Consider the following 20,842-nt stretch of genomic DNA (forward strand, 5'->3'; position numbering starts at 1 on the left):
CCGCGGTCCTCACCGCCGCAGCACGCGGGTCACCGCTGCCGCGGCGGCCGCCGCGCCCAGCCCGACCCCGGCCAGGGCGAGGGACTGGGCGCGGCGGCCCGGCGGGGCCGGCCGGACACCCGCGCCGACGCCGTAGGCGCTGCCGTGCGCGGCGTCGGGCAGCGCCGAGGCCAGCAGTTCCGCGAGGTGCACCGCCTCGTGGCCGCCGCTGTCGAACTCGTGGACCTGGGTGCGGCAGCTGAAGCCGTCGGCCAACAGGACCGTCGCCGGGTCGGTCTCACGCAGCCGGGGCAGCAGGACGCGTTCCGCGCAGGCCTCGCTGACGTCCAGGTGGCCGCGTTCGAAGCCGAAGTTGCCGGCCAGCCCGCAGCAGCCGGACTCCAGCTGCTCGGCGTCCACGCCGGCCCGGCCGAGCAGTTCGCGGTCGGCGTCCCAGCCGAGCACGGCGTGCTGGTGGCAGTGCACCTGCGCCAGCGCCCGCGCCGAACGGTCCGGCACCTGCGGGGGCTGGTAGCCGGGGGAGTGCTCGGTGAGCAGCTCGGCCAGCGTCACCGTCCGGTCGCGGAGCCTGCGCGCGTCACGGTCGCCGGGGAAGAGCTCGCCCATGTCCGAACGGAACACGGTGGTGCAGCTCGGCTCCAGGCCCACCACCAGCCCGCCCGCCCGGACATGCCCGGCGAGACGGCGCACCGTGCGGCTCAACACCCGCTCGGCGACGGCGAGTTGACCGGTGGAGATCCACGTCAGCCCGCAGCACAGCGGTTCCCGGGGCAGCTCGACCCGCCAGCCCGCGTGCTCCAGCACCTCCACGGCCGCCCGCCCGACATGCGGGTGGAAGAAGTTGGTGAACGTGTCCGGCCACAGCAGGACGCTCCCGCGCGACCCGTCGCCGTACGTCTCACCACGGCCCGCGAACCACTGCTGAAGGGTCTGCCCCGCGAACAGCGGTATCTCCCGGTTCTCGACGCCTGCCGCCGCCACGGCCGCCCGGGACAGCGGCGGGGTGTGGGTGAGCGCGTTGACGAGCGGCCCGAGCCCGGCCCGGCCGACGGCCTGCGCGACGGCCGGCAGCCAGCCCATGGACAGGTCGGAGCGGGGCCTGCGCCAGGGCCGGCCCGCGTAGTGGTGGGACAGGAACTCCGCCTTGTAGGTCGCCATGTCCACATCGGCAGGGCAGTCCTTCTTGCATCCCTTGCAGGCCAGACAGAGGTCGAGTGCGTCCCGCACCGCCTCCGAGCGCCAGCCGTCGCGGATCGCGCTGTCCCCGTGCCCGTCGAGCATCTCGAACAGCAGCCGCGCCCGCCCCCGCGTGGAGTGCTCCTCCTCCCGGGTCACCTGGTAGGAGGGGCACATCACCGAGCCGCCCTTGTTGGTCAGCTGCCGGCACTTGCCCACGCCGACGCACCGGTTGGCAGCCTCGGCGAAGGAGCCCCCGTCGTCCGGGAAGCGGAAGTGCAGGTCACGAGGGGCGTACGGGGCCCAGTCGCCGCCCAGGCGCAGGTTCTCGTCCAGCCGGTACGGTGCCACGACCTTGCCGGGGTTCATCCGGTCGAGCGGGTCGAAGACCGCCTTCAGCCGCCCGAAGGCCTCGACCAGTTCCTCGCCGAACATCCGCGGCAGCAGCTCACCGCGGCTCTGCCCGTCCCCGTGCTCCCCGGAGAAGGACCCGCCGAACTCGGCGACCAGATCGGCCGCCCGTTCCATGAACCGCCGGTAGGCCGCCACCCCGTCGGCCGAGTACAGGTCGAAGGGGATCCGGGTGTGCACACAGCCCTGCCCGAAGTGGCCGTAGAGGCTGGGCCCGGTGTCGCTGAGATACCCGAACTCGTCGTAGAGGCGGCGCAGTCGGCGCAGATAGTCGCCGAGCCGCTCGGGTGCCACCGCCGAGTCCTCCCAGCCCTCGAAGGTGTCGGGCCTGCCCGGGATGTGCGCGGTGGCGCCCAGGCCGGCCTCGCGCACCTGCCACAGCTCCTCCTCGTGCGAGGGGTCGTCGAGGAAGGCGACCTCGGCTTCGTGCTCGGACTCGTGCAGCCCGTCGAGCATCCGGTGCGCCCGCTCGTCCGCCTCCTCGACCGTGTCCCCGCCGAACTGCACCATCAAGAAGGCGTTGCCCTCGGGCATCTGGGCGAGGGCCTTCGGATTGAGTCGCTTGATCCGCTCGTCCTTGATGAGCGGCGCGTCGACCCCCTCCAGCGCCATCGGCTCGTACGGCAGGATCGCCGGTACGGCGTCGGCGGCCACGGAGATCTCCGGGAACCCGAGGACGACCAGCGTCCGTTCCTTGACCACGGGCACCAGCTCCAGTTCCGCCCGCAGGACGGTGACCAGCGTCGACTCGCTGCCGACGAGCAGCCCCGCGACGTCGAAGCCGTGCTCGGGCAGCAGCGAGTCCAGGTTGTAGCCGGAGACCCGGCGCGGGATGTCCGGGTAGCGGCGGCGGACCTCGTCGCCGTACCGGTCCCGCAGGGCGCGCAACTGCCGGTAGAGGGCGGCCCGCAGATCACCCTGCCGCTCGATCTCGGCGTACTCCTCGTCGCTCGTCTCGCCGCACCAGAAGCGGGTGCCGTCGTAGAGCAGCACCTCCAGCCGGGCGATGTTGTCGACGACCTTGCCGGTGGCCTGCGCGGTGGCGCCGCAGGAGTTGTTGCCGATCATGCCGCCGATGGTGCAGTTCATGTGGGTGGCGGGTTCGGGGCCGTAGCGCAGGCCGGTCGGGGCGAGCTGCCGGTTGAGTTCGTCGAGGACGATGCCCGGCTGGACGATGCAGGTGCGGGCGTCGGGGTCCACGGACTCGAGCCGGTGGCAGTACTTCGACCAGTCGATCACCACGCCCGCGTTGGTGCACTGCCCGGCGAGGCTGGTCCCGCCTCCGCGCGACAGGACGGGCGCATCGTACGCGCGCGCGACGGCCACCGCCTCCGCGGCCGCCTCCGGGGTGCGGGGCACGACGACGCCGATCGGGGTCTGCCGGAAGTTCGAGGCGTCGGTGGAGTACGCGGCCCGGCTCCCGGCGTCGAAGCGGACTTCGCCGTCGACCCTCTCGCGCAACGCGGCCTCCAGCCCCGCCGCGTCGACCGGCGGCGCGGCTCCGCTGCGGACGACGGGTTCGGGCAGGTCGAGTGCGCCCATGGAGCCCTCCTGCGATCGCCGGCGCGGGACCGCCGAGTACCCAGGAGCGGGCGGGTCACCCCGCGCTACGCCTCCTCGGACTCCTGGGCGAGCGCGGCCTCCTGGGCGACTGCGGCCTCCTGGGCGCGTGCGGCGTCTTTGGCCAGTTCGGGCAGCAGGCCGCACATCGCCTCGTGCTGGTCCGGGCCCATGACGTGGGTCAGGGCCCGGGTGACCGTCGAGGCGAGGGTGCCGGAGGCCTCCTCCAGGAGGCGGCGGGCCTTGTCGGTGAGGGCCACCTCGATGCCCCTCTTGTCCCCGCAGACCGACTTGCGGGTGACCAGCCCGGCGTGCTGGAGACAGGCGATCTGGTACGTGAGCCGGGTCTTGGGGCGGCCGAGGAGTTCCGCGATCCGCGTCATGCGCAGACCAGCCCTGGGCTGCTCGGCGAGCAGGCACAGGATCAGGAACTCGTCGTGCGAGACGTCGAGGCGCTCCTTCACCACCGACCGCAGTTCCTGCTCCACCGCCCCCACGGCCCCCAGCATCACCATCCAGGCCCGCAGCTCCTTGGGCAGCAGTCCGCCACCCTGTGCGGACGGGCATTCGGGCAGGTCGGTGGGGTGCTCCTCGGGGTCGGCCATGGTGTCGAGTCTACCTGTTGTTCAATTTTGGACCGGGGGGTTGTTCAGATTTGGATAATGGTCTACGGTCGTAGTCATCCAAATTTGAATCACTTGCTTTCCCCCAGATCCCCAGATCCCCAGAACCCCAGATCCACCGGATCCCCGCTCACTGCTCACTGGAGAAGATCATGACCGTCGCCGTCGAAACCGGTGTCTGGCAGCTCGACGCCGCCGCTTCCACCGTCGCCCTGCGCCACAAGACGATGTGGGGCCTCGTCACCGTCAAGGGCACCTTCGGCGCCGTCGGCGGACAGGGCGAGGTGCAGCCCGACGGCTCCGCCACCGGCACCCTGACCCTGGACGCCGCCACCCTCGACACCAAGAACAAGAAGCGGGACGAGCACCTGCGCTCCGCCGACTTCTTCGACACCGAGAACCACCCCGAGATCACCTTCGCCGTCCGCAGCGCGAAGCCCGGCGCCGGTGACACCGTCGAGGTCTCCGGTCAGCTGACCGTGCGCGGCATCAGCCGCCCGCAGACCCTCACCGCGCGCCTGGCCGGTGCGGACGCCGACGCGCTCACGCTGGACACCGAGTTCACCGTGGACCGCGGCGAGTTCGGCCTGGGCTGGAACCAGCTGGGCATGATCCGCGGTCTGACCACGGTCGCCGCCACCCTCCGCTTCGTGCGTACGGCGGCCTGACGCTCGTCAGCCGGCCCGGCCGGCCCGCCCGCCGGTACCGCCCACCCGCAGGTGGAGGTCCATGCTGGACAGCGTCTGCGGTGTGGGTGTGAAGACCCGCAGCCGGAGCCGGGCCTTCGGTCCCGGCAGGGTGAACTTCCCGTGGTCCGGCGGCCGGATCACATAGTCGGCCGTGGCGTGCGCGGGCAGGGTGGCCGGTCCCTTGAGGACCGTCCAGTACTGCCGCAGACCCTGGCCGACGGTGAGCATGAAGTGCGGTTCCAGGGCGCTGTCGTCCTTGTTGGTGACCCGCAGGCTCAGCCGGGTGAGGACGTTCGCGTCCGCCGCCGTCCGGCGCACGGAGGCGATCTCCATCCTGAGCGGCGGCTTCCCGGTAACCGCCATGACGGCGCTCACCAGCGCCGGGGCCACCAGCAGTGCGGCCGTCGCGACCAGCGCCGGGCGCCGGTGGGGGCCCGTCAGCGGACGCGGGCGCGGCTGCCAGGCCCGCGCGAACTCGGACGGCGGTGCGGTGACGGCGGCCGCCAGCCACAGCGGCGTCATCATCAGGTAGTAGCCGTCCTGGGACCGGGTCGCCAGATAGAAGGCGCACCAGGGCAGCACGGTCGCGGCCGGCCCCAGCCGGCGCAGGAACAGGATCATCAGCCCGAGCAGGGCCGCCGCCAGCAGCATGCTCGCGTGCCCGTACCAGTCCACCCGGTCGCTGCCGTTCGTGAAGTACAGCGACACACCCACGAGGCCCTGCCCGTGCAGTGTCGCCCCCTGGGTCAGGGGCAGCGCGATACCGCCGCCCCAGGTGCCCGGCTCGCTCACGATGAAGTACGTGTTGATCAGCAGCCACACGGTCGCGGCGACCCCGGCGATCCGCGCCACCACCAGCGTCGCGGCCCGTCCGCCCAGCTCACCGCGGCGCACCGCGTAGATGCCGGCCAGCAGGAACGGCGTAAGGAACCAGGGCAGTTGCTGTGCGGCACACGCGGCACCCAGACAAGCCGCCCGCGCCACACCGGCCGCCCCGAGCCGTCCGCCCTGTCCGATCCGCGGCCAGCGCACCACCACCGGGATCAGCAGGGCCAGCGCGGTGATCGCCGGATAGCCCTCACGGGCGTAGGTCGGCAGAAACCCGAAGCCCAGACACGCCATGGTCGCCGCCGACCGCCACTGCACCGGCAGCATCCGCCACAGCACCACCGTGCCGACGATCAGCGCGCCCGTGCTGACCGCCGTCGCCGGGGCGCCGCCGTGGCCGATCCACAGCAGGGGCGCGGTGAGCAGCGGGGCGAGCGGGGGATAGCCGTAGGTGTAGTCGTAGCCGCCGTCGAAGGTCGTGGTGAGGGCGATGCCCTTCCGGAAGAGCCAGGGCCACGGGTGCCCGTAGACGTGGTGGCCTGCGACCAGCTCCTTGGCGGCCTGGGTGGTCAGCACCGCCTCGTCCGAGCCGCCGTGGTTCATGGCCCATGCGCACAGGGCGAGGACCACGGCGGTCACCAGTACGACCGCGTCGAGCCGCGCGAGCGACCGGGCCCGGCGCACCACGAGCGTCAGCACCCCGCAGACCAGGATCGAGGCGTAACACACCGAGATGGCGGCGGCCACGGCCGGCCGGTGACTGGCCGCCTGCGTCCACACCGCGCGCGTGCCGATGAACAGGCTGACGTTCGCGAGCAGCGTCAGTACGCGGTGCCACTGCGCGGGGGGTTCCGGTGTGGCGGACACCGCCGACTGCGTCCGCCGGCCGGGTGTCACCAGCTGGGTTTCTGCCAAGTGCACGTCTGGGGACGGTAGTCGCGCCCGGTGAGCAGTACGTGGCCGGAGGTGAAGAGTCCGGTGTGAGACGGGTAAGAAGCCCCGTTCGGGCAGGAACCGGTCCATACCTGACCGGTTCTCGTCGCCGCGAAACGGTTGTGACGGTCGCGGACCGTGTCGCTGTTGGGCCGAACGGGTGACTTGGCGTAAGAATTGGCTGGTGCAGGCAATGAGTGCGAGTCAGTTCGGGGGGAGCCGGTGAACAGCCACGACGTCACCGATGAACAGTGGGAGGGGCTCGCCCAGGTCGTGCCGCTGCGGGGACACGACGCCTGGCCGTCGGCGGTGGACCACCGCGCCCACCCGGAAGCGCTGACCGAGACCCGCCGCCGCTTCGTGGTCCTCAGAGTCAATGTCTTCGCCGATGCGCGCGAGGTCGCCGAGACCCTGATGGCCGGGGTCCCCGTCCTGCTCGACCTGAGCGGTGCCGAGGCCGATGTCGCCAAGCGTGTCCTCGACTTCAGCACCGGAGTCGTCTTCGGTCTCGCGAGCGGCATGCACCGCGTCGACCGCAACGTCTTCCTGCTGGCCCCCGCGGACACCGAGGTCACGGACCTGGTGGAGAGCGCCGGAGTGGCCGGCTCCTGACCGTGGTCCCCCGATCGTAGGAAGCTCCCGACGCCGTAACGGTTCGTCTTCCGGGCGGAGCCCTACGGTCCGGATCATGACCGTGTCATCTGTACCGTGCGGGCCCTCCGACCGAACCGTGAGCGGGGCGTCCGGCACGCAGGCGTGCCTGCCGCCCGAGCCCGACACCGGCACATCCTCCGGAACAAGCGACCCTGCCCCGTCCGCGCGGGACGCATGTGACCCGTCCACCCCGGCGGCCTCCGGGCCAGGCGTCCCGACGCCGTCGGTGCCGGCTGCCCGCAGGAGGACGGCCGGGCCGCAGACCCGCGCGCCGGAGGCCAAGGTTTTACAGTCCCCGGTCCGCACCGTCGCGGACCTCGCCCGTCCGGACCGCCCCTGTGTCACCGAACTGCGGCTGTCCGCCTTCGCCGGGCACCGGCGGGCCGGGTTCGAGCTCGGGCCGGTCACCCTCTTCGCCGGGGGCAGCGGCTGCGGGAAGACGAGCGCGCTGCGGGCCTACCGGGCGCTGGCCCGGCTCGGCGGTGGTGCCGAGGTCGGGGAGGTGTTTCCGGACGCGGCCGACTGTGTCCCGCAGCGGGCGCGGCCCGACGCGCAGCGGCGGCGCGGGTTCCGTATCGGCTGTACGGCCGACGGGCCCGAGGGGCCGGTCAGGCTCGACGTCGCCGTGCAGGCCGAACCCGAACTGCGCATCGTGGGCGAGCGGTTGACCGCGGGCGGTCTTGTGCTCCTGGAGACAGCCCTGCGCGACCCCTCCCGCCGTACCGTGCAGGCCGCCTGGCACACCGCGGGTTCGGCACCGGTGACGCGGGCACCACTGCCCGACGACCGGCTCGGCACCGCACTGCTGCCGCTGCGCGTGGCCGGAAAGACCGACGGGCAGCGCCGGGTGCTCGCCGCCGCCGAACAGATGGTCGTCGCCCTGCGGTCCGTCTTCGCCTGCGATCCGCGCCCCGGCCGGATGCGGGCCCCGGCCCCGCTCGGCTCCGGTCTGCTCCTCGGCGGCTGCGACAACCTCGCCGACGTGCTGTGGCGCACCCGCGCCGAGTGCGCGCGACGGCACGCGCAGCTCGTCGACGCGGTGCGCGCCGGATGCGCGGGGCCGGTGACCGACGTGCTCGCCGAGCCGCTGGGCGACGGGACCGTGCAGGCACTCCTCGACCGCGGCGACGGTTTCCGGACGGCTCTGCGGCGCCTGGGTGACGGCGAGCTCAGATACCTCGCCCTCGCGCTGGTCCTGCTGACCGGGCCGGGCGTCCTGGAGGTGGACACCGCAGGCGAGGTGCCCGCGGCCATGCAGACGCTCACCGTCCTCGCCGACGGCTTCGACCGCTCACTGGACCCACGGCAGCGAAGGGAACTGCTGCGGCTGGCCCTGCGGACGGCCGGCCGCGGCCACATCCGCGTCGTGGCCGCGGTCAGTGACGCCTCCTGGGCCGCCGGAGTGGCCGGGCCGGAGCCCGTCACGGTGGTACACCTGGAGCCGTGACAGATCATCTCGACGTGGCGAAACTGCAGCGCAGACTGGCCGACTTCGCCGCCGCCCGCGACTGGCGGCAGTACCACACCCCCAAGAACCTCGTCGCCGCACTCAGCGTGGAGGCCTCCGAACTGGTCGAGATCTTCCAGTGGTTGACACCGGAGGAGTCCGCCCGCGTCATGGACGACCCGGACACCGCGCACCGCGTCACGGACGAAGTCGCGGACGTCCTCGCCTACTTGCTGCAGCTGTGCGACGTACTGGACATCGACCCGCTCGCGGCGCTGGACGCGAAGATCGACCGCAACGAACGGAGGTTCCCGGCGCCGTAGCCGAACAGGGCGGCCGTCGGGAGTGGTTCAGTCCACTTTCACTCTCCGGAGTCAACAACCGGTCCGAAATCGATTTGTTGTCCACAGATTTCGGTCTTCCTCTGGCTTTTCGTCCCGCACGCCCTCACTCTGGGTAGTGGACAGCGGAGTTCGGGTGGACGTGCGGGCAGCGCGTCCAGACAGACGGGGGCAGCGGCATGGACGCTGTGCGGCTCATCGTGACGAGCAGACGTGCCCTTGCAGGGAGCGGCGGCGCTCCGGAGACCATGACCGAGGTGTGGCAGGCGCAGGCACTGGCGCAGGCGATAGGCAGCCGCCTCGCGGTCTCCGGCCCGCCCGAACTGCGCGGCGAGGCACTGGGGTTGACGGAGCTGGCGGGCCGCGGCTGCGGAGTCCTCGACAACCCGCACCTCGCCACCGAGGACCTGCGCGCGGCCCAGCTCACCGACCTCGGCGACGCCCGCCAGGCCCTTCTCTGCCTCGGCGGCCTCCTGGGCGAGGTGGGCATCGCCCTGGTGGGACTCGCCTGCGCCGCGGACGACGAGAGCACCTACTGGCAGTGCATGGAGGCCATCGACGCGGCGGACGAGTCCAGGGACCGGGTCCGGGAGATGCTGCGCAGACTCGCGGACCGGGAGGAGGTGTTACCCGAGAGGGAGGCCGGCTAGGGACGGGGCCTCAGCCCGCCTCGCTCTCCTCCGCGCCCCGTCCCGCGGACTGCAGATCCGCGTCCAGGGCCGACAGGTCCGCGTTCAGCGCCGCCATCAGCTCCTCCATCTGCTGCAGCAGGCCCTTCGGCCGGCCGGTGCCGCCGCCCTGCTGCGGCACGGACTCTTCGGACATGACGGCCTCCTCGGCCCCAGGCCCCCGCCAGGAGGCCGATCGGGTGACATCCCGGCGACGGCCGCCGGCGCGGGCGCCGGGCGGTCCGGCTCCGCACGAGCCAACGACCACCACCAGAACCGGTCACTGGCCCAGGGTTGCCCCCAGCCGGGCGACCCCGGATTTTCACCCGACCGTGGACGGGAGTGCCCGGAGGGACCGGTGGGGTTGACCGGCACCGTGGCGTGCAGGATGGAGGTATGGATCTTCGCATCTTCACCGAGCCCCAGCAGGGGGCCTCCTACGACACGCTGCTCGCGGTGGCCAAGGCCACCGAGGACCTCGGGTTCGACGCCTTCTTCCGCTCCGACCACTTTCTCCGCATGGGCTCCGTGGACGGCCTGCCCGGCCCCACCGACGCCTGGATCACCCTCGCCGGACTGGCCCGCGAGACCAAGCGCATCCGCCTGGGCACCCTCATGACCGCCGGCACCTTCCGCCTCCCCGGCGTGCTCGCCATCCAGGTCGCGCAGGTCGACCAGATGTCCGGCGGCCGCGTGGAACTCGGCCTCGGCGCAGGCTGGTTCGAGGAGGAGCACAAGGCGTACGGCATCCCGTTCCCGAAGGAGAAGATCGGCCGGCTGGAGGAGCAGCTCGAGATCGTCACGGGCCTGTGGCAGACCAAGGTCGGCGACACCTTCGACTTCCACGGCACGTACTACGACCTCACCGACTCGCCAGCGCTGCCCAAGCCGGCCCAGGAGAAGATCCCCGTCCTGGTCGGCGGTCACGGCGCGACCCGTACCCCGCGGCTGGCCGCACGGTACGCCGACGAGTTCAACATGCCCTTCGCCTCGATCGAGGACAGCGAGCGCCAGTTCGCGCGGGTCCGTGCCGCCGCCGAGGAGGCCGGCCGGCGGCCCGAGGACCTCGTCTACTCCAACGCCCTGGTCGTCTGCGTGGGCAAGGACGACCAGGAGGTGGCCCGCCGGGCCGCGGCGATCGGCCGCGAGGTCGACGAGCTGAAGGCCAACGGCCTGGCGGGCACCCCGGCCGAGGTCGCCGACAAGATCGGCCGCTATGCGGAGACCGGCTCAAGCCGCTTCTACCTCCAGGTCCTCGACCTCGCCGACCTGGACCACCTGGAGCTGATCTCGTCCCGGGTACAGGCACAGCTGTCGTAGCCGCCCGGCCCTCCGCCCCGGCCTCAGGGTCGGGGCGGTTCCCTTTCCGGACGCGTCTTGATTGCTTACCCCGCCCGTAAGGAAAAATTGCTCCGACGCAATTCAGGGCCTTCTGGGCCGTAATGTAACGGGCGAGTTGCAGAAATGCGGGATTGAGTTGCCGGTGCTGCACTCTCCCGCCCCTTGCGGTTTTTTCTTCCGCATTCCCAGGTCCTTTGACAAGCCGGTGTGCCGGTTTCTATTCTCGGCGGGTATTCAGAGCCCCGGCGTCGTGGCTCTCGGCGCTGACCTGGTCGGTGGGGGACGATGTACAGGTACTTGCCCAGTGTTCCGGAACGCTCGATCTCTCTTGTCGGGGTTCCGTCGTAGCCTGCGCGTGCGCTGTTCCGGTGTGCTTTTCCGGAGATTTTCGCGGCCCGGCCTCCCCGATTGAACGGTGCGTTGCGCGCCGTTGAGTACGGGCCCCCGCATGCCATTCGACCCGCCGTATCGCCACGGCGTCGCGGTCACCACCCGTGGCCGTCATCCGTGCCCCACCCGTCAACGGCCACCACAACCCGGCCGCCGACGCGACAGGAAGAGAAGGCATCGACATGACCACAGCCGTTTCGACCACACGGACCATCGTGGATCTGCTGCGCGACGCCGCCCGGAACCACCCGGCATCAGGGCTGCGCTACCCCCGGGGCGCGACCGACCCCGACGTGCCCTTCCAGAGCTATTCCGAACTCCTCGACGCGGCCCGCTCCGTGCTCGGTGGCCTGCGCGGGCAGGGTCTCGCCGTCGGGGACAAGGTCGTGCTGCTCCTCGAGAGGCCGAAGGAGTTCCTCGCCGCGTTCTGGGCCTGCCAGCTGGGCGGCTTCATACCCTGCCCGATGGCCGCGCTCGGCGGCGACCCGGAGCGCTGGGCCGCCCAGCTCGCCCATGTCGACACCCTCCTCGACCACCCGCTGATCGTCACCAGCGAGACCCTCGCCGCCGAACTCCCGCGCACCGAGGGCCTGTCGGTGGCCGCCCTGGAGCGGCTGTACGCCGAGACGCCCGACGGCACCTGCCACGAGGCCGACCCCAAGGACACCGCCGTCCTGGTGCTGACCTCCGGCTCCACCGGCAACTCCAAGGCCGTGATGCTCTCGCACGCCAACCTGCTCGCCTCCATGGCCGGCAAGAACGGCTACCACCGGCTGACCGCCGAGGACACCACCCTCAACTGGGTCTCCTTCGACCACGTCGCCGCCCTGCTGGAGTGCCACATGCTCCCGCTGTACGCCGGCAGCACCCAGCTGCACGTGGAGGCGCCCGTCATCCTCCAGGAGCCGCTGAACTTCCTGCGGATCGTCTCCCGCTTCGGCGTCACCATGACCTTCACGCCCAACTTCCTGCTGGGGCTGATCAATGCGCAGGCCGACCGGCTCGACGAGGGGGAGGGTGAGGCCCTCGACCTGTCCCGGCTGCGGCACATCATCAGCGGCGGCGAGGCCGTCGTCCGCACCACCGGCGAGACGTTCCTCAGCCGCTTCGCCGCCCATGGACTGCGCGCCGACGCCCTCTGGCCCGCCTTCGGCATGTCGGAGACCTGCGCCGGCAGCATCTACTCCACAGAGTTCCCGGCGGCCGACCAGGGCCAGGAGTTCGCCAACCTGGGCCGGCCCGTCGAGGGGCTGCGCATCCGGATCGCCGACGAGGAGGACCACCACGAGCTGGGCGAGGGCGAGGTGGGCGAACTCCAGCTCAACGGCCCGATGATCACGGCCGGTTACTACAACAACGAGCAGGCCACCCGGGACGCCTTCACCCCCGACGGCTGGTTCCGCAGCGGCGACCTCGGTCGCATCGACGACGGCCGGCTCACCCTGGTCGGGCGCAGCAAGGACAGCATCATCGTCAATGGCGTCAACTACTTCAGCCACGACATCGAGTCGGTCCTCGAAGGCCTTGACGACGTGGCCCGCTCCTATGTCGCCGCCTTCCCCACCCGCGCCCCCGGCAGCGACACCGAGCAACTGGTCATCGCCTTCCACCCGGAGTGCGCGGCCGGCGACGAACTCGCCCTCTACCGGGTGCTGACCGCCGTCCGCAGCAGCGTCGTCATGCACTGGGGCTTCAGGCCCGCCCTCATCCTGCCCCTGCCCGAGGACGCCTTCCCCAAGACCAGCCTGGGCAAGATCCAGCGCTCCCTGATGCGCAGGCGCCTGGAGACGGGGGTGTACGACGAGATCCGGGCCGCCGTCGACGACCTGGTGCTGCGCCGGCTCGGCGGCTACAACGCGCCCGAGGGCGACACCGAGAAGGTCCTCGCCGGCATCTACGCCGAGATGTTCGACACCGACCCGGAGCGGCTGAGCGCCACCGCCAACTTCTTCGACCTCGGCGGCACCTCGCTGGACATCCTGCGGCTGCGCTCGCTGGTGGCCCGGCGCCTCGGCGCCGCCGACCTCCAGATCATCACCGTGCTGCGGTCCCCGACCGTGCGTGCCCTCGCCGCCCACCTCGACGGTGCCGCGAGCGGCGAGCAGGAGTACGACCCGATCGTGCCCATGCAGGTCAGCGGTGACAAGACACCGCTGTTCTGCGTCCACCCCGGCGTCGGCGAGGTCCTCGTCTTCGTCAACCTCGCCAAGTACTTCGTCGGCGACCGGCCCTTCTACGCCCTGCGCGCCCGCGGCTTCAACCCCGGCGAGACGCCCTTCACCAGCTTCGCCGAGATGGTCGACACCTACGTACGGGCGATCCGCGAGCGCCGGCCGCACGGCCCGTACGCCGTCGCCGGATACTCCTACGGCGGTGCCGTCGCCTTCGAGATCGCCAAGGTGCTCCAGGGCCAGGGCGAACGCGTCGACTTCGTCGGCAGCTTCAACCTGCCCCCGCACATCAAGTACCGCATGGACGAACTGGACTTCGTCGAGACCGCCGCCAACCTGGCGTTCTTCCTTGAGCTCATCGACAAGAAGCAGTCCCTGGAACTCCCGGACCTGCTGCGGCCGTTGCCGAAGGACGAGCAGCTGGCGTACTTCATCGACCACGCGCCCGAAGACCGGCTCGCCGAACTCGACCTGACCTTCGAGAAGTTCAAGGCCTGGGCCGAACTGGCCGACAGCCTCACCGACCTGGGCCGCAGCTACGCGCCCAGCGGCAAGGTCCGCTCGATGAGCGTCTTCTACGCCATCCCGCTGCGCGGCACCAAGGAGGACTGGCTGGAGAACGAGCTGCGCCGCTGGGACGAGCACACCACCGAGGAGAACCGTTACATCGATGTGCCCGGTGAGCACTACACCCTGATGGGCCCGCAGCATGTGGCGGCCTTCCAGTCCATCCTCCGCAAGGAACTCGACCGCGCCCTCGGCGACGCCTGACCTCTACCACTCCCCAGGAGAGCATCCAGTGAACGGCAAGAAGATCCTGGTCACCGGCGCGACCGGACAGGTCGCCGGACCGGTGGCCAAAGCCCTCGCCCAGGGCAACGAGGTATGGGCACTGGGCCGCTTCGGCAGCCCCGGCGCCGAGGAGGACCTCACCCGGCACGGCATCCGCACCTTCCGCTGGGACATGGACGACACCGGCGAGGGCTCCCTCAAGGGCCTGCCGGAGGACTTCACCCATGTCTTCCACTCGGCCGTCCGGCGCGGCGAGGACGGCGACTTCAACGCCGCCGTCGAGGTCAACTCGGTCGCGGCGGGCCGCCTGATGACCCACTGCCGTACCGCCGAGGCGTTCCTGTACGTCTCCACGGGCGCCCTCTACGCCCGGCAGACCCTCGACCACAAGTACACCGAGACCGACCCGCTGGACGGCAGGGCCGACTGGCTGCCCGCCTACCCGGTCGTCAAGATCGCTGCCGAGGGCACGGTCCGTGCCTTCGCCCAGACGCTCGGCCTGCCCACCGTCATCGCCCGCCTCAACATCGCCTACGGGCCCGGCGGTTACGGCGGTGTCCCGATGCTCTACTTCAAGCGGATGCTCGCCGGCGAGCCCATCCCGGTCCCCGTGGAGGGCCAGAACTGGTGCTCCCTGCTGTACACCGACGACCTCGTCGAGCAGGTCCCGCACCTGTGGAACGCGGCGAGCGTCCCGGTGACCCTGACCAACTGGGGCGGCGACGAGCCGGTCGGCGTCACCGACTGCGTGCGGTATCTGGAGGAGCTCACCGGGGTGACGGCGAACCTCGTCCCGAGCGAGGTCACCCGCGAGACCTATCAGTTCGACCCCACCCTGCGCCGCTCCCTCACCGGCCCCTGCAAGGTGCCCTGGCGCGAGGGCATCCGACGGACCCTGGCCGCCCTGTATCCCGAACACCTCAAGGGGTGACACACATGACCGACAGCACCGATCCGCTGGCCCCGATCCACGCCGCCTACGCTGCCTTCGCCGCCCGGGACGTGGGCGCGCTGCTCGACGCCTTCGACCCGGACATCGAGTGGGTGCACCCCGAGGGCATGAACGAGTACGGCCTCGGCGGCACCAAGCACGGGCACGCCGGCGTCAAGGAGTTCCTGGCGCACGTACCGACCGTGCTGGGCGGGATGAAGCTGCACCCCGAGGAGTTCGTCCGCGAGGGCGAGCGGGTGGTCGTCTTCGGCCACCGGGACATCACCTCGCTGCGCGGCCACACCGAGACCCAGCCGTTCGTCCACTCCTGGGTGCTGCGCGAGGGCCGTGCCGTGCGGATGGAGGACATCTTCGACACCGTCGCCTTCCACCGCGTCATCGAGAGCTGACGGCCGTCGACGACCTACGGCTGTCTCGGCCCCGAGGGGACCTTCGCGCAGGCGGCCGCACGCTGCTGTCGGTGGTCCCCCCGGGCGGCTGGGTCCGCACCGTCCGTTCCCCACCGCCCCGGACGCGCTGGAGGCGGCCGTGGTGCCCTGGAGAACTCGGTGCGCGGGGGCCTATCCGCCACCATGGACCAGCCGGCCGCCGCGGACACGCACATCAACGCCCAGGTCGAGGTGCCGGTGCGGTTCGCGCTGACGGCCCCCGAGGGCACGGGCCTCACGTCGGTCACCGAAGGGCTCAGCCATCCGCACGCGCTCGGCCGGTGCGAGGACTGACTGCGCGCCGACTGCCCGGCGCCCGCACCCGGACGGCCGCCTCCACCGCGGCGGCCGCCCGGGAGGCCGCCGCGGCCGGCATCCCCGGCCGGGCGTCCATCGCGGCACCGGCCGCCGCCGAGCCGTACGGGTTACGGATCCTCGCCGCCGGGTTCGGTCGGGGGGCTGGGGCGGTGGCCCGGTGTGTGTCGGTGGTGCTGCGTCGGCGTCACCTGGCCTGCTCGCCGCGCGAACGCACCTCGCTGCTTCTGGACCTGGGGGACGGCGGCCCCGCGCTGCCGCACGACGTCCTGAAGACCTTCCGTGTCCGCGCGGTCGCCCGGTCCTGGATCCAGTCCTGGCCCACCGGCCAGGGGCTCTGCCGCTACCACGTCTCCTGGACGTCGACGCGCACATCGGCAACCACCGGCTGCGGCTCGCCACGGCGGATGCACGAGGTGCCGGCGGCGGAGGCGCGGTCTCCAGGGAGCTGTCCGCGTTGGCCGGCGGCTTCGTGATGCGAGGGGTCCCGCTACTGGGACGCCGGGTCCTGACGTTCCGTCAGTGACCTGCTCAGCTCCGCCGCTGCCTCCCGCACGGCCGGCAGCAGCGCCGCCACCGGCGGGGTCTGCAGGGCGCCCTCGCGCACCACGAGGGTGATGCGGCGAAAGAGTGGGGGCCCCTCCAGCGTGACCCGGGCGACCGGATGGCCCGGCCGGCCGGGCACCAGGTCGGGGACGAGCGCCACGCCCCAGCCCAGCGAGACCAGCCCGAACACCGCCTGCATGTCGCCGATGTCGGAGACGATGTCGGGCACGAAACCGGCCCCGGCGCAGGCGTGCAGGGCGAGCCGGCCGAGCCGCGACGTGCGGTCGAGCAGCCATGGTTCCCCGGCGAACTCCTCGATACGGCGCGGGCGTTCACCGGCGGCCAGCGGATGGCCGGGGGCGACGACGAGGCGGAGGCGGTCGCTGAGCACCTCCTCCTCGTACAGCCCGGGCACCCGGGGCTCGGGCACCTGCGGATAACCGGCGGCCAGCACGGCGTCCAGCCGGCCGAGCCGCACGGTCTGCCGGCCCTCGTCGGGGGCCACTCCGTGCAGGGTGATGCGCAGCCCCGGATGGTCCTGGCGCAGCCGGTTCAGCGCCGGTACCAGCAGCGCGGGCCCCTCGTGCAGGGGCACGCCCACCCGCAGCTCACCGCTGATCCGCCCGTCGCGGGGACGCAACTGGGCCTCGGCGGCCTCCAGTTGGGCCAGGATCCGGTCGGTGTGTGACACCAGCAACCGCCCGGCCGGGGTGAGTTCGGCCCGCCTGCTGCCGCGGTCCAGCAGGGCGGTGCCGGTCTCCGCCTCCAGGGCGGAGAGCTGCTGGGAGACCGCGGAACGGGTGTAGTTGAGGGCCTGCGCGGCCGCGGCGATGGATCCACGGACGCCGACCTCGCGCAGCAGTACCAGTTTCCGTACGTCCAGCACCGTCATCCTCGCTAACGCTTCCGGTTACGAACTGTCACGCCAGATTACGGGACAACGGTTTCGCCGGGACTTTCAATGGAGCTCGGCCCGACCCGGACCACGGCTCTCGGCCCGACCCGAACGACCTGATCAGACAGGGGAACTCCACCATGCCGACGCTGCTCCACCTCGACTCAAGCCCGCGCGCGGGTTCCGTCTCCCGCCAGATCTCGGGCGAGTTCGCCGAGGCCTGGCGCAAGGCCAACCCCGAGGGCACCTACGTCTACCGCGACCTGGCCGCCGACCACGTTCCGCATGTCGACGACGCGCAGATCGGGGTGATGCACCGCCTGGAGACGGAGGGCGTGCGCGACCTCACGGTCGCCCGGGACGCGGCGCGGACGCCCGAGGAGAAGGCGAGTTGGGCGGTGACCTGGCCGCTGATCGAGGAGCTTCTCGCCGCCGACACCATCCTGCTCGGTGTGCCGATGTACAACTTCTCGGTGCCGTCGACCTTCAAGGCGTGGTTCGACCGGGTCCTGATCGCCCCGCTGATCGCCGACCCGGCCACCGGCCAGGGCCCGCTCTCGGGCAAGAAGGTCGTCGTGGCCTCGGCGCGCGGCGGTGCCTACGGCCCCGGCACGCCCCGCCACGACAGCGACCACCAGGAGCGGTATCTCAAGGCGGCCCTCGGCATGGTCGGCCTCGCGTCCGACCTCACCTTCCTGCACGCCGAGCTGACCAAGTCGGCGCATGTGCCGCGGCTCGCCCAGTTCCAGGAGATGGCCGCCGCGTCGTACCAGGCGGCGCTGGAGGCCGCCCGGACCCACGGGGCTGCCTGAAATCCCTTACCGCAGCGGGAAGTTGCGGTCGAAGACGTTCTCCGGGTCGTACCGGTCCTTGAGCTCGCGCAACCGGGTCAGGGCCGGCTCGGGGAACGCCTCGCGGAGCACGTCCGGGGTGCGCCGGGTGTCGAAGCTGAGGTACATGCCGTTCAGGTGCGGGGCGAGCTCGGCCCAGTGCGCGTCGAGCTCCTGCTCCAGCTCCGGGACGGTCGCGGAGAGCAGCGAGAAGTTCTGGGTGCGGTGGGCGTAGGCGGTCGCCGCCGGATCCAGGTCGTTGACCGCCCCGCCCACCGAGCGGAACTGCTCCATCAGCACCTGCCCGGACTCCAGGGCGCCCGCCACCGCCCGCGCCGCGTCCGCAGTGAGGTGGTCCAGCAGGCCGGAGCGGGTGGCGCCGAGCTGCTGCTGACCGTGGTGCGGAGCGCCGCTCACCGGCACCAGACCCGAGTACGGCGCGAGCACCGCCCGCTGCCGCAGCAGCGGCCCCACCCGGAGCAGCGGGGTCAGCACCCGCTCGGCGGCGCTGTGTTCGCCCGCGTACACGGCGGAGACATGGGCCAGACACGGACGGCCTGGCCCGGCGGGCATGAAGGTCAGGAAGCTGGTCAGCTCGCGGGGCGCCGCCTCCAGGACCGCGCCCCACTCCTCGATCAGCGCGGCCGCGTCCCGCGCGTCGAAGACGAGTTCGGCGAAGACCACGTCACCCGTCTCGTACGCCTCCAGCTCCACCGCGGTGACGACGCCGAAGTTGCCGCCGGCGCCGCGCACCGCCCACAGCAGATCTGGGTCCCGCGCGCTGTCCGCCCGCACCGACTCGCCGTCGGCCAGGACGAGTTCGACCGCCGTGACATGGTCGACGGTCATCCCGTGCAGTCGCGCGAACCAGCCGATGCCGCCCGCCGTGATCAGCCCGCCCACTCCCACGTCACCGGTGTCCCCGGAGCCGATGGCGAGCCCGTGCGGCTCGAGGGCCTGCGCCACCCGCCCCCAGCGGGCGCCCGCCCCGATCCGTATCCGCCGCCGGGCCCGGTCCAGGACCCGCACCCCGTTCAGGCGCGACACGTCGACGACGACACCTCCGTCGTTGGTCGAGCGGCCGCTGATGCCGTGCCCGCCGCTGCGCACCGAGACCACCGAGCCCAGCGCACGCGCGTACCTCAGCGCCTCGGCGGTCTCCTGCGCGGTCTCGGGCAGCAGCACCGCGGCGGGGGAGCCCCGGTGCACATAGCAGTGCCGTACCCGCTCGTACCGTGCGTCGTCCGGCACGACGATCCGCCCGGCCAGGGACTGCGGCACCGGGGGCAGCGTGGACGTCATGACGGGGATCTCCCTCGGTGGGCTTCATCGGACTCTTCGGCTTCACCGGGCACGTCCGCTTCGTCGAGCGGCTCCAGCGCGCAGCGCAGGGCCCGCGTCAGATACCGCACCAGCCGCTCCGGTGCCATCTCCGCCACCGGCCCGCTGCGCAGCACGTACCGGCTGACGGCGACCCCGATGAGCTGCACACCGACCAGGTCGATGCGCTCGTCCGCGTCCGGCCCGGTCAGCACCGTGCGGTACGCCGCCATGCTGCTGTCCCGCATCGCCGTGTACAGCGCGGTCGCCGCGCCCTCGTCGGAGGCGGCGCTGCGGATCAGCGCGAGGAACGGATCGCTGCCGTCGGCGCGCTCCATGCGCTCGACGAAGGCCCGGGCGATCCGGTCGGGCAGTGTGCCGGGCGGCCCGGGCACCAGCTCCGGCAGGTCCCGGGTGCCGGGCACGGCGGCCAGGAACAGACGCTCCTTCGAGCCGAAGTGGCGCATGACCAGGCCGTGGGTGACCCCGGCCCGGCCGGCGATCTCCCGGATGGTGGCGCGCGCGTACCCCCGCTCGGCGAAAGCGGCACGTGCCGCGGCGAGGATCGCCTCCCGATGTGCCTCGGGGGCCCGTACCCGCTTCCGGGCCGGGGCGGTGCCCAGCGGCCCGGAGGCCGTGTTCTCCTTGCTCACGCCCCTAATGTACATCTGGTCATTATCGCTCCGCGGGACTACGCTCGGGCCAATGACCAGTCGTTCACCGGGGTTCGCGGAGTTCGGAGAGCCGTTCCTGCGCGGCCGGCAGGTGCTCGTCGTCGGCGCGACCGGCGGCATAGGGGAGGGCATGACGCGGGCGCTGCTGAAGCTGGGTGCCACCCTGGTCGCGGCCGGCCGGGACGGGGTCCGGCTGCGCCTCCTCGCGGACTACGCGGGCGACACCGGGCCCGGCGTCCTGCGCACCCACGTCATCGACGTGTCGGACCCCGACAGCACCGCCGTACGCGCCGAACTCGCCCAGGAGTACGGCCGGTTCGACGGCGCCGTGCTCGCCATCGGCAACTGGGGACCGCCCGGGCGCACCGCCCTCCTCGACGTGTCCGACGAGGTCTGGGACGCCATGGTCGCCGACAACCTCACCAGCCACTTCCGGGCGCTGCGCGCGGTCACCCCACTGCTCGTCCCTGACGGCGCCCTGGTCCATCTCACCGGCTTCAGCGCCGAGATCCCGTATCCGGGCAACGCCCTCGTGGGCGCCACCAACGCCGCCAAGAAGTCCCTGCTGCGCACGCTGACCGCCGAACTCGGCGGCAGGGGCCCGCGCATCCACGAACTCGTCATCGGTCCGATCCGCACCCGCCCGCGCGCCGCCATGGGCGCGGACAGCCCGAGCTGGCTCAGCGCCGAGGACCTCGGCCACCACGCCGGACAACTCATCGCCGGGCGCGGCCCGTGGACCGCCGAACCGCTGCAGTACCTGCTCGACCGGGCGACGGACGTCCTCACCGCACTGCCGCAGTGAGGCATGCGCCGGACGGGAAAACCAGTGGTCACAGTCGGGTACAGCCGGGAGAC

The 20,842-nt window shown here is 72.0% G+C and carries 19 protein-coding genes and 1 pseudogene; 13 read left to right on the forward strand and 7 right to left on the reverse strand.

What is annotated here, in order from left to right; genetic code table 11:
• Positions 1-9: 9 nt before the first annotated feature.
• A complete protein-coding gene (locus tag ACWC1K_RS06160; protein ID WP_450829068.1) occupies positions 10-3,129 on the reverse strand; it encodes an FAD-binding and (Fe-S)-binding domain-containing protein in 3,120 nt (1,039 codons plus the stop codon).
• A 65-nt stretch (positions 3,130-3,194) separates the two neighbouring features.
• Complete coding sequence (locus ACWC1K_RS06165; protein WP_450829069.1) at positions 3,195-3,752, reverse strand: MarR family winged helix-turn-helix transcriptional regulator; 558 nt, start codon at positions 3,750-3,752, stop codon at positions 3,195-3,197.
• 170 nt (positions 3,753-3,922) lie between these two features.
• Here ACWC1K_RS06165 and ACWC1K_RS06170 point away from each other — a divergent pair, with 170 nt between their 5' ends.
• Positions 3,923-4,438: a YceI family protein gene (locus ACWC1K_RS06170; RefSeq protein ID WP_450829070.1), complete on the forward strand. Its 516-nt coding sequence runs from the start codon at positions 3,923-3,925 to the stop codon at positions 4,436-4,438.
• A gap of 6 nt (positions 4,439-4,444) precedes the next feature.
• Here the strand turns inward: ACWC1K_RS06170 and ACWC1K_RS06175 are convergent, their stop codons facing one another.
• A complete protein-coding gene (locus ACWC1K_RS06175) occupies positions 4,445-6,208 on the reverse strand; it encodes a hypothetical protein (RefSeq protein ID WP_450829071.1) in 1,764 nt (587 codons plus the stop codon).
• Positions 6,209-6,442: 234 nt separating this feature from the next.
• Here ACWC1K_RS06175 and ACWC1K_RS06180 point away from each other — a divergent pair, with 234 nt between their 5' ends.
• The 4 genes from ACWC1K_RS06180 (at position 6,443) to ACWC1K_RS06195 (ending at position 9,312) form a co-directional block, all read left to right on the forward strand.
• A complete protein-coding gene (locus ACWC1K_RS06180) occupies positions 6,443-6,832 on the forward strand; it encodes a cell division protein SepF (RefSeq protein ID WP_450829072.1) in 390 nt (129 codons plus the stop codon).
• Between the two features lie 76 nt (positions 6,833-6,908).
• On the forward strand, positions 6,909-8,321 hold the full coding sequence (locus ACWC1K_RS06185; protein ID WP_450829073.1) for an ATP-binding protein: 1,413 nt from the start codon (positions 6,909-6,911) through the stop codon (positions 8,319-8,321).
• Positions 8,318-8,644: a nucleotide pyrophosphohydrolase gene (locus ACWC1K_RS06190; protein WP_344401805.1), complete on the forward strand. Its 327-nt coding sequence runs from the start codon at positions 8,318-8,320 to the stop codon at positions 8,642-8,644. The genes ACWC1K_RS06185 and ACWC1K_RS06190 overlap by 4 nt, the downstream gene beginning before the upstream one ends.
• A gap of 197 nt (positions 8,645-8,841) precedes the next feature.
• Positions 8,842-9,312, forward strand: a complete 471-nt coding sequence (locus ACWC1K_RS06195; protein ID WP_351467876.1) for a DUF6099 family protein — start codon at positions 8,842-8,844, stop codon at positions 9,310-9,312.
• A 10-nt stretch (positions 9,313-9,322) separates the two neighbouring features.
• Here ACWC1K_RS06195 and ACWC1K_RS06200 read toward each other — a convergent pair whose 3' ends face one another.
• Positions 9,323-9,487: a hypothetical protein gene (locus ACWC1K_RS06200; RefSeq protein WP_181922541.1), complete on the reverse strand. Its 165-nt coding sequence runs from the start codon at positions 9,485-9,487 to the stop codon at positions 9,323-9,325.
• 239 nt (positions 9,488-9,726) lie between these two features.
• Here ACWC1K_RS06200 and ACWC1K_RS06205 point away from each other — a divergent pair, with 239 nt between their 5' ends.
• From ACWC1K_RS06205 to ACWC1K_RS06230, 6 genes and pseudogenes are all read left to right on the forward strand, one after another.
• Positions 9,727-10,650: an LLM class F420-dependent oxidoreductase gene (locus ACWC1K_RS06205; RefSeq protein ID WP_450829074.1), complete on the forward strand. Its 924-nt coding sequence runs from the start codon at positions 9,727-9,729 to the stop codon at positions 10,648-10,650.
• A 593-nt stretch (positions 10,651-11,243) separates the two neighbouring features.
• Positions 11,244-14,003 carry an alpha/beta fold hydrolase gene (locus tag ACWC1K_RS06210; protein ID WP_450829075.1) on the forward strand — a complete coding sequence of 920 codons (2,760 nt, stop codon included), beginning with the start codon at positions 11,244-11,246 and terminating at the stop codon, positions 14,001-14,003.
• A gap of 28 nt (positions 14,004-14,031) precedes the next feature.
• A complete protein-coding gene (locus ACWC1K_RS06215; protein ID WP_450829076.1) occupies positions 14,032-14,955 on the forward strand; it encodes an NAD-dependent epimerase/dehydratase family protein in 924 nt (307 codons plus the stop codon).
• 5 nt (positions 14,956-14,960) lie between these two features.
• Positions 14,961-15,365 carry a nuclear transport factor 2 family protein gene (locus ACWC1K_RS06220; protein WP_450829077.1) on the forward strand — a complete coding sequence of 135 codons (405 nt, stop codon included), beginning with the start codon at positions 14,961-14,963 and terminating at the stop codon, positions 15,363-15,365.
• A 78-nt stretch (positions 15,366-15,443) separates the two neighbouring features.
• Positions 15,444-15,698: pseudogene (locus ACWC1K_RS06225) on the forward strand (prephenate dehydratase domain-containing protein); the annotation flags it as partial.
• Complete coding sequence (locus tag ACWC1K_RS06230; protein ID WP_450829078.1) at positions 15,686-16,195, forward strand: prephenate dehydratase domain-containing protein; 510 nt, start codon at positions 15,686-15,688, stop codon at positions 16,193-16,195. The pseudogene ACWC1K_RS06225 and the gene ACWC1K_RS06230, both read left to right, overlap by 13 nt.
• A gap of 14 nt (positions 16,196-16,209) precedes the next feature.
• On the opposite strand, the gene ACWC1K_RS06235 is transcribed toward ACWC1K_RS06230, so the two are convergent.
• Positions 16,210-17,157: a LysR family transcriptional regulator gene (locus ACWC1K_RS06235; RefSeq protein ID WP_450829079.1), complete on the reverse strand. Its 948-nt coding sequence runs from the start codon at positions 17,155-17,157 to the stop codon at positions 16,210-16,212.
• 143 nt (positions 17,158-17,300) lie between these two features.
• On the opposite strand from ACWC1K_RS06235, the gene ACWC1K_RS06240 reads away from it, so the two are divergent.
• Complete coding sequence (locus ACWC1K_RS06240) at positions 17,301-17,972, forward strand: FMN-dependent NADH-azoreductase (protein WP_450829080.1); 672 nt, start codon at positions 17,301-17,303, stop codon at positions 17,970-17,972.
• A gap of 6 nt (positions 17,973-17,978) precedes the next feature.
• Here the strand turns inward: ACWC1K_RS06240 and ACWC1K_RS06245 are convergent, their stop codons facing one another.
• Together ACWC1K_RS06245 and ACWC1K_RS06250 are read right to left on the reverse strand one after the other, a co-directional pair.
• The gene (locus tag ACWC1K_RS06245; RefSeq protein ID WP_450829081.1) at positions 17,979-19,292 is read right to left on the reverse strand and encodes an FAD-binding oxidoreductase; all 1,314 of its coding nucleotides are present in this window, start codon (positions 19,290-19,292) and stop codon (positions 17,979-17,981) included.
• Complete coding sequence (locus tag ACWC1K_RS06250) at positions 19,289-19,963, reverse strand: TetR/AcrR family transcriptional regulator (protein WP_450829082.1); 675 nt, start codon at positions 19,961-19,963, stop codon at positions 19,289-19,291. Before ACWC1K_RS06250 ends, ACWC1K_RS06245 begins: the two co-directional genes overlap by 4 nt.
• A gap of 52 nt (positions 19,964-20,015) precedes the next feature.
• Between ACWC1K_RS06250 and ACWC1K_RS06255 the strand changes: the two genes are divergently transcribed.
• Positions 20,016-20,789 carry an SDR family NAD(P)-dependent oxidoreductase gene (locus tag ACWC1K_RS06255; protein ID WP_450829083.1) on the forward strand — a complete coding sequence of 258 codons (774 nt, stop codon included), beginning with the start codon at positions 20,016-20,018 and terminating at the stop codon, positions 20,787-20,789.
• Positions 20,790-20,842: the final 53 nt, after the last annotated feature.

It is taken from the genome of Streptomyces sp. NPDC001492 (assembly GCF_053597275.1).

Excerpts from the sequence above, each read along its gene's own strand:
- ACWC1K_RS06195 (WP_351467876.1), top strand. The coding sequence starts at position 8,842 with ATGGACGCTGTGCGGCTCATCGTGACGAGCAGACGTGCCCTTGCAGGG.
- ACWC1K_RS06200 (WP_181922541.1), bottom strand. The coding sequence starts at position 9,487 with ATGTCCGAAGAGTCCGTGCCGCAGCAGGGCGGCGGCACCGGCCGGCCG.
- ACWC1K_RS06245 (WP_450829081.1), bottom strand. The coding sequence starts at position 19,292 with ATGACGTCCACGCTGCCCCCGGTGCCGCAGTCCCTGGCCGGGCGGATC.
- ACWC1K_RS06240 (WP_450829080.1), top strand. The coding sequence starts at position 17,301 with ATGCCGACGCTGCTCCACCTCGACTCAAGCCCGCGCGCGGGTTCCGTC.
- ACWC1K_RS06165 (WP_450829069.1), bottom strand. The coding sequence starts at position 3,752 with ATGGCCGACCCCGAGGAGCACCCCACCGACCTGCCCGAATGCCCGTCC.
- ACWC1K_RS06160 (WP_450829068.1), bottom strand. The coding sequence starts at position 3,129 with ATGGGCGCACTCGACCTGCCCGAACCCGTCGTCCGCAGCGGAGCCGCG.
- ACWC1K_RS06170 (WP_450829070.1), top strand. The coding sequence starts at position 3,923 with ATGACCGTCGCCGTCGAAACCGGTGTCTGGCAGCTCGACGCCGCCGCT.
- ACWC1K_RS06220 (WP_450829077.1), top strand. The coding sequence starts at position 14,961 with ATGACCGACAGCACCGATCCGCTGGCCCCGATCCACGCCGCCTACGCT.
- ACWC1K_RS06205 (WP_450829074.1), top strand. The coding sequence starts at position 9,727 with ATGGATCTTCGCATCTTCACCGAGCCCCAGCAGGGGGCCTCCTACGAC.
- ACWC1K_RS06235 (WP_450829079.1), bottom strand. The coding sequence starts at position 17,157 with ATGACGGTGCTGGACGTACGGAAACTGGTACTGCTGCGCGAGGTCGGC.
- ACWC1K_RS06210 (WP_450829075.1), top strand. The coding sequence starts at position 11,244 with ATGACCACAGCCGTTTCGACCACACGGACCATCGTGGATCTGCTGCGC.
- ACWC1K_RS06185 (WP_450829073.1), top strand. The coding sequence starts at position 6,909 with ATGACCGTGTCATCTGTACCGTGCGGGCCCTCCGACCGAACCGTGAGC.
- ACWC1K_RS06255 (WP_450829083.1), top strand. The coding sequence starts at position 20,016 with ATGACCAGTCGTTCACCGGGGTTCGCGGAGTTCGGAGAGCCGTTCCTG.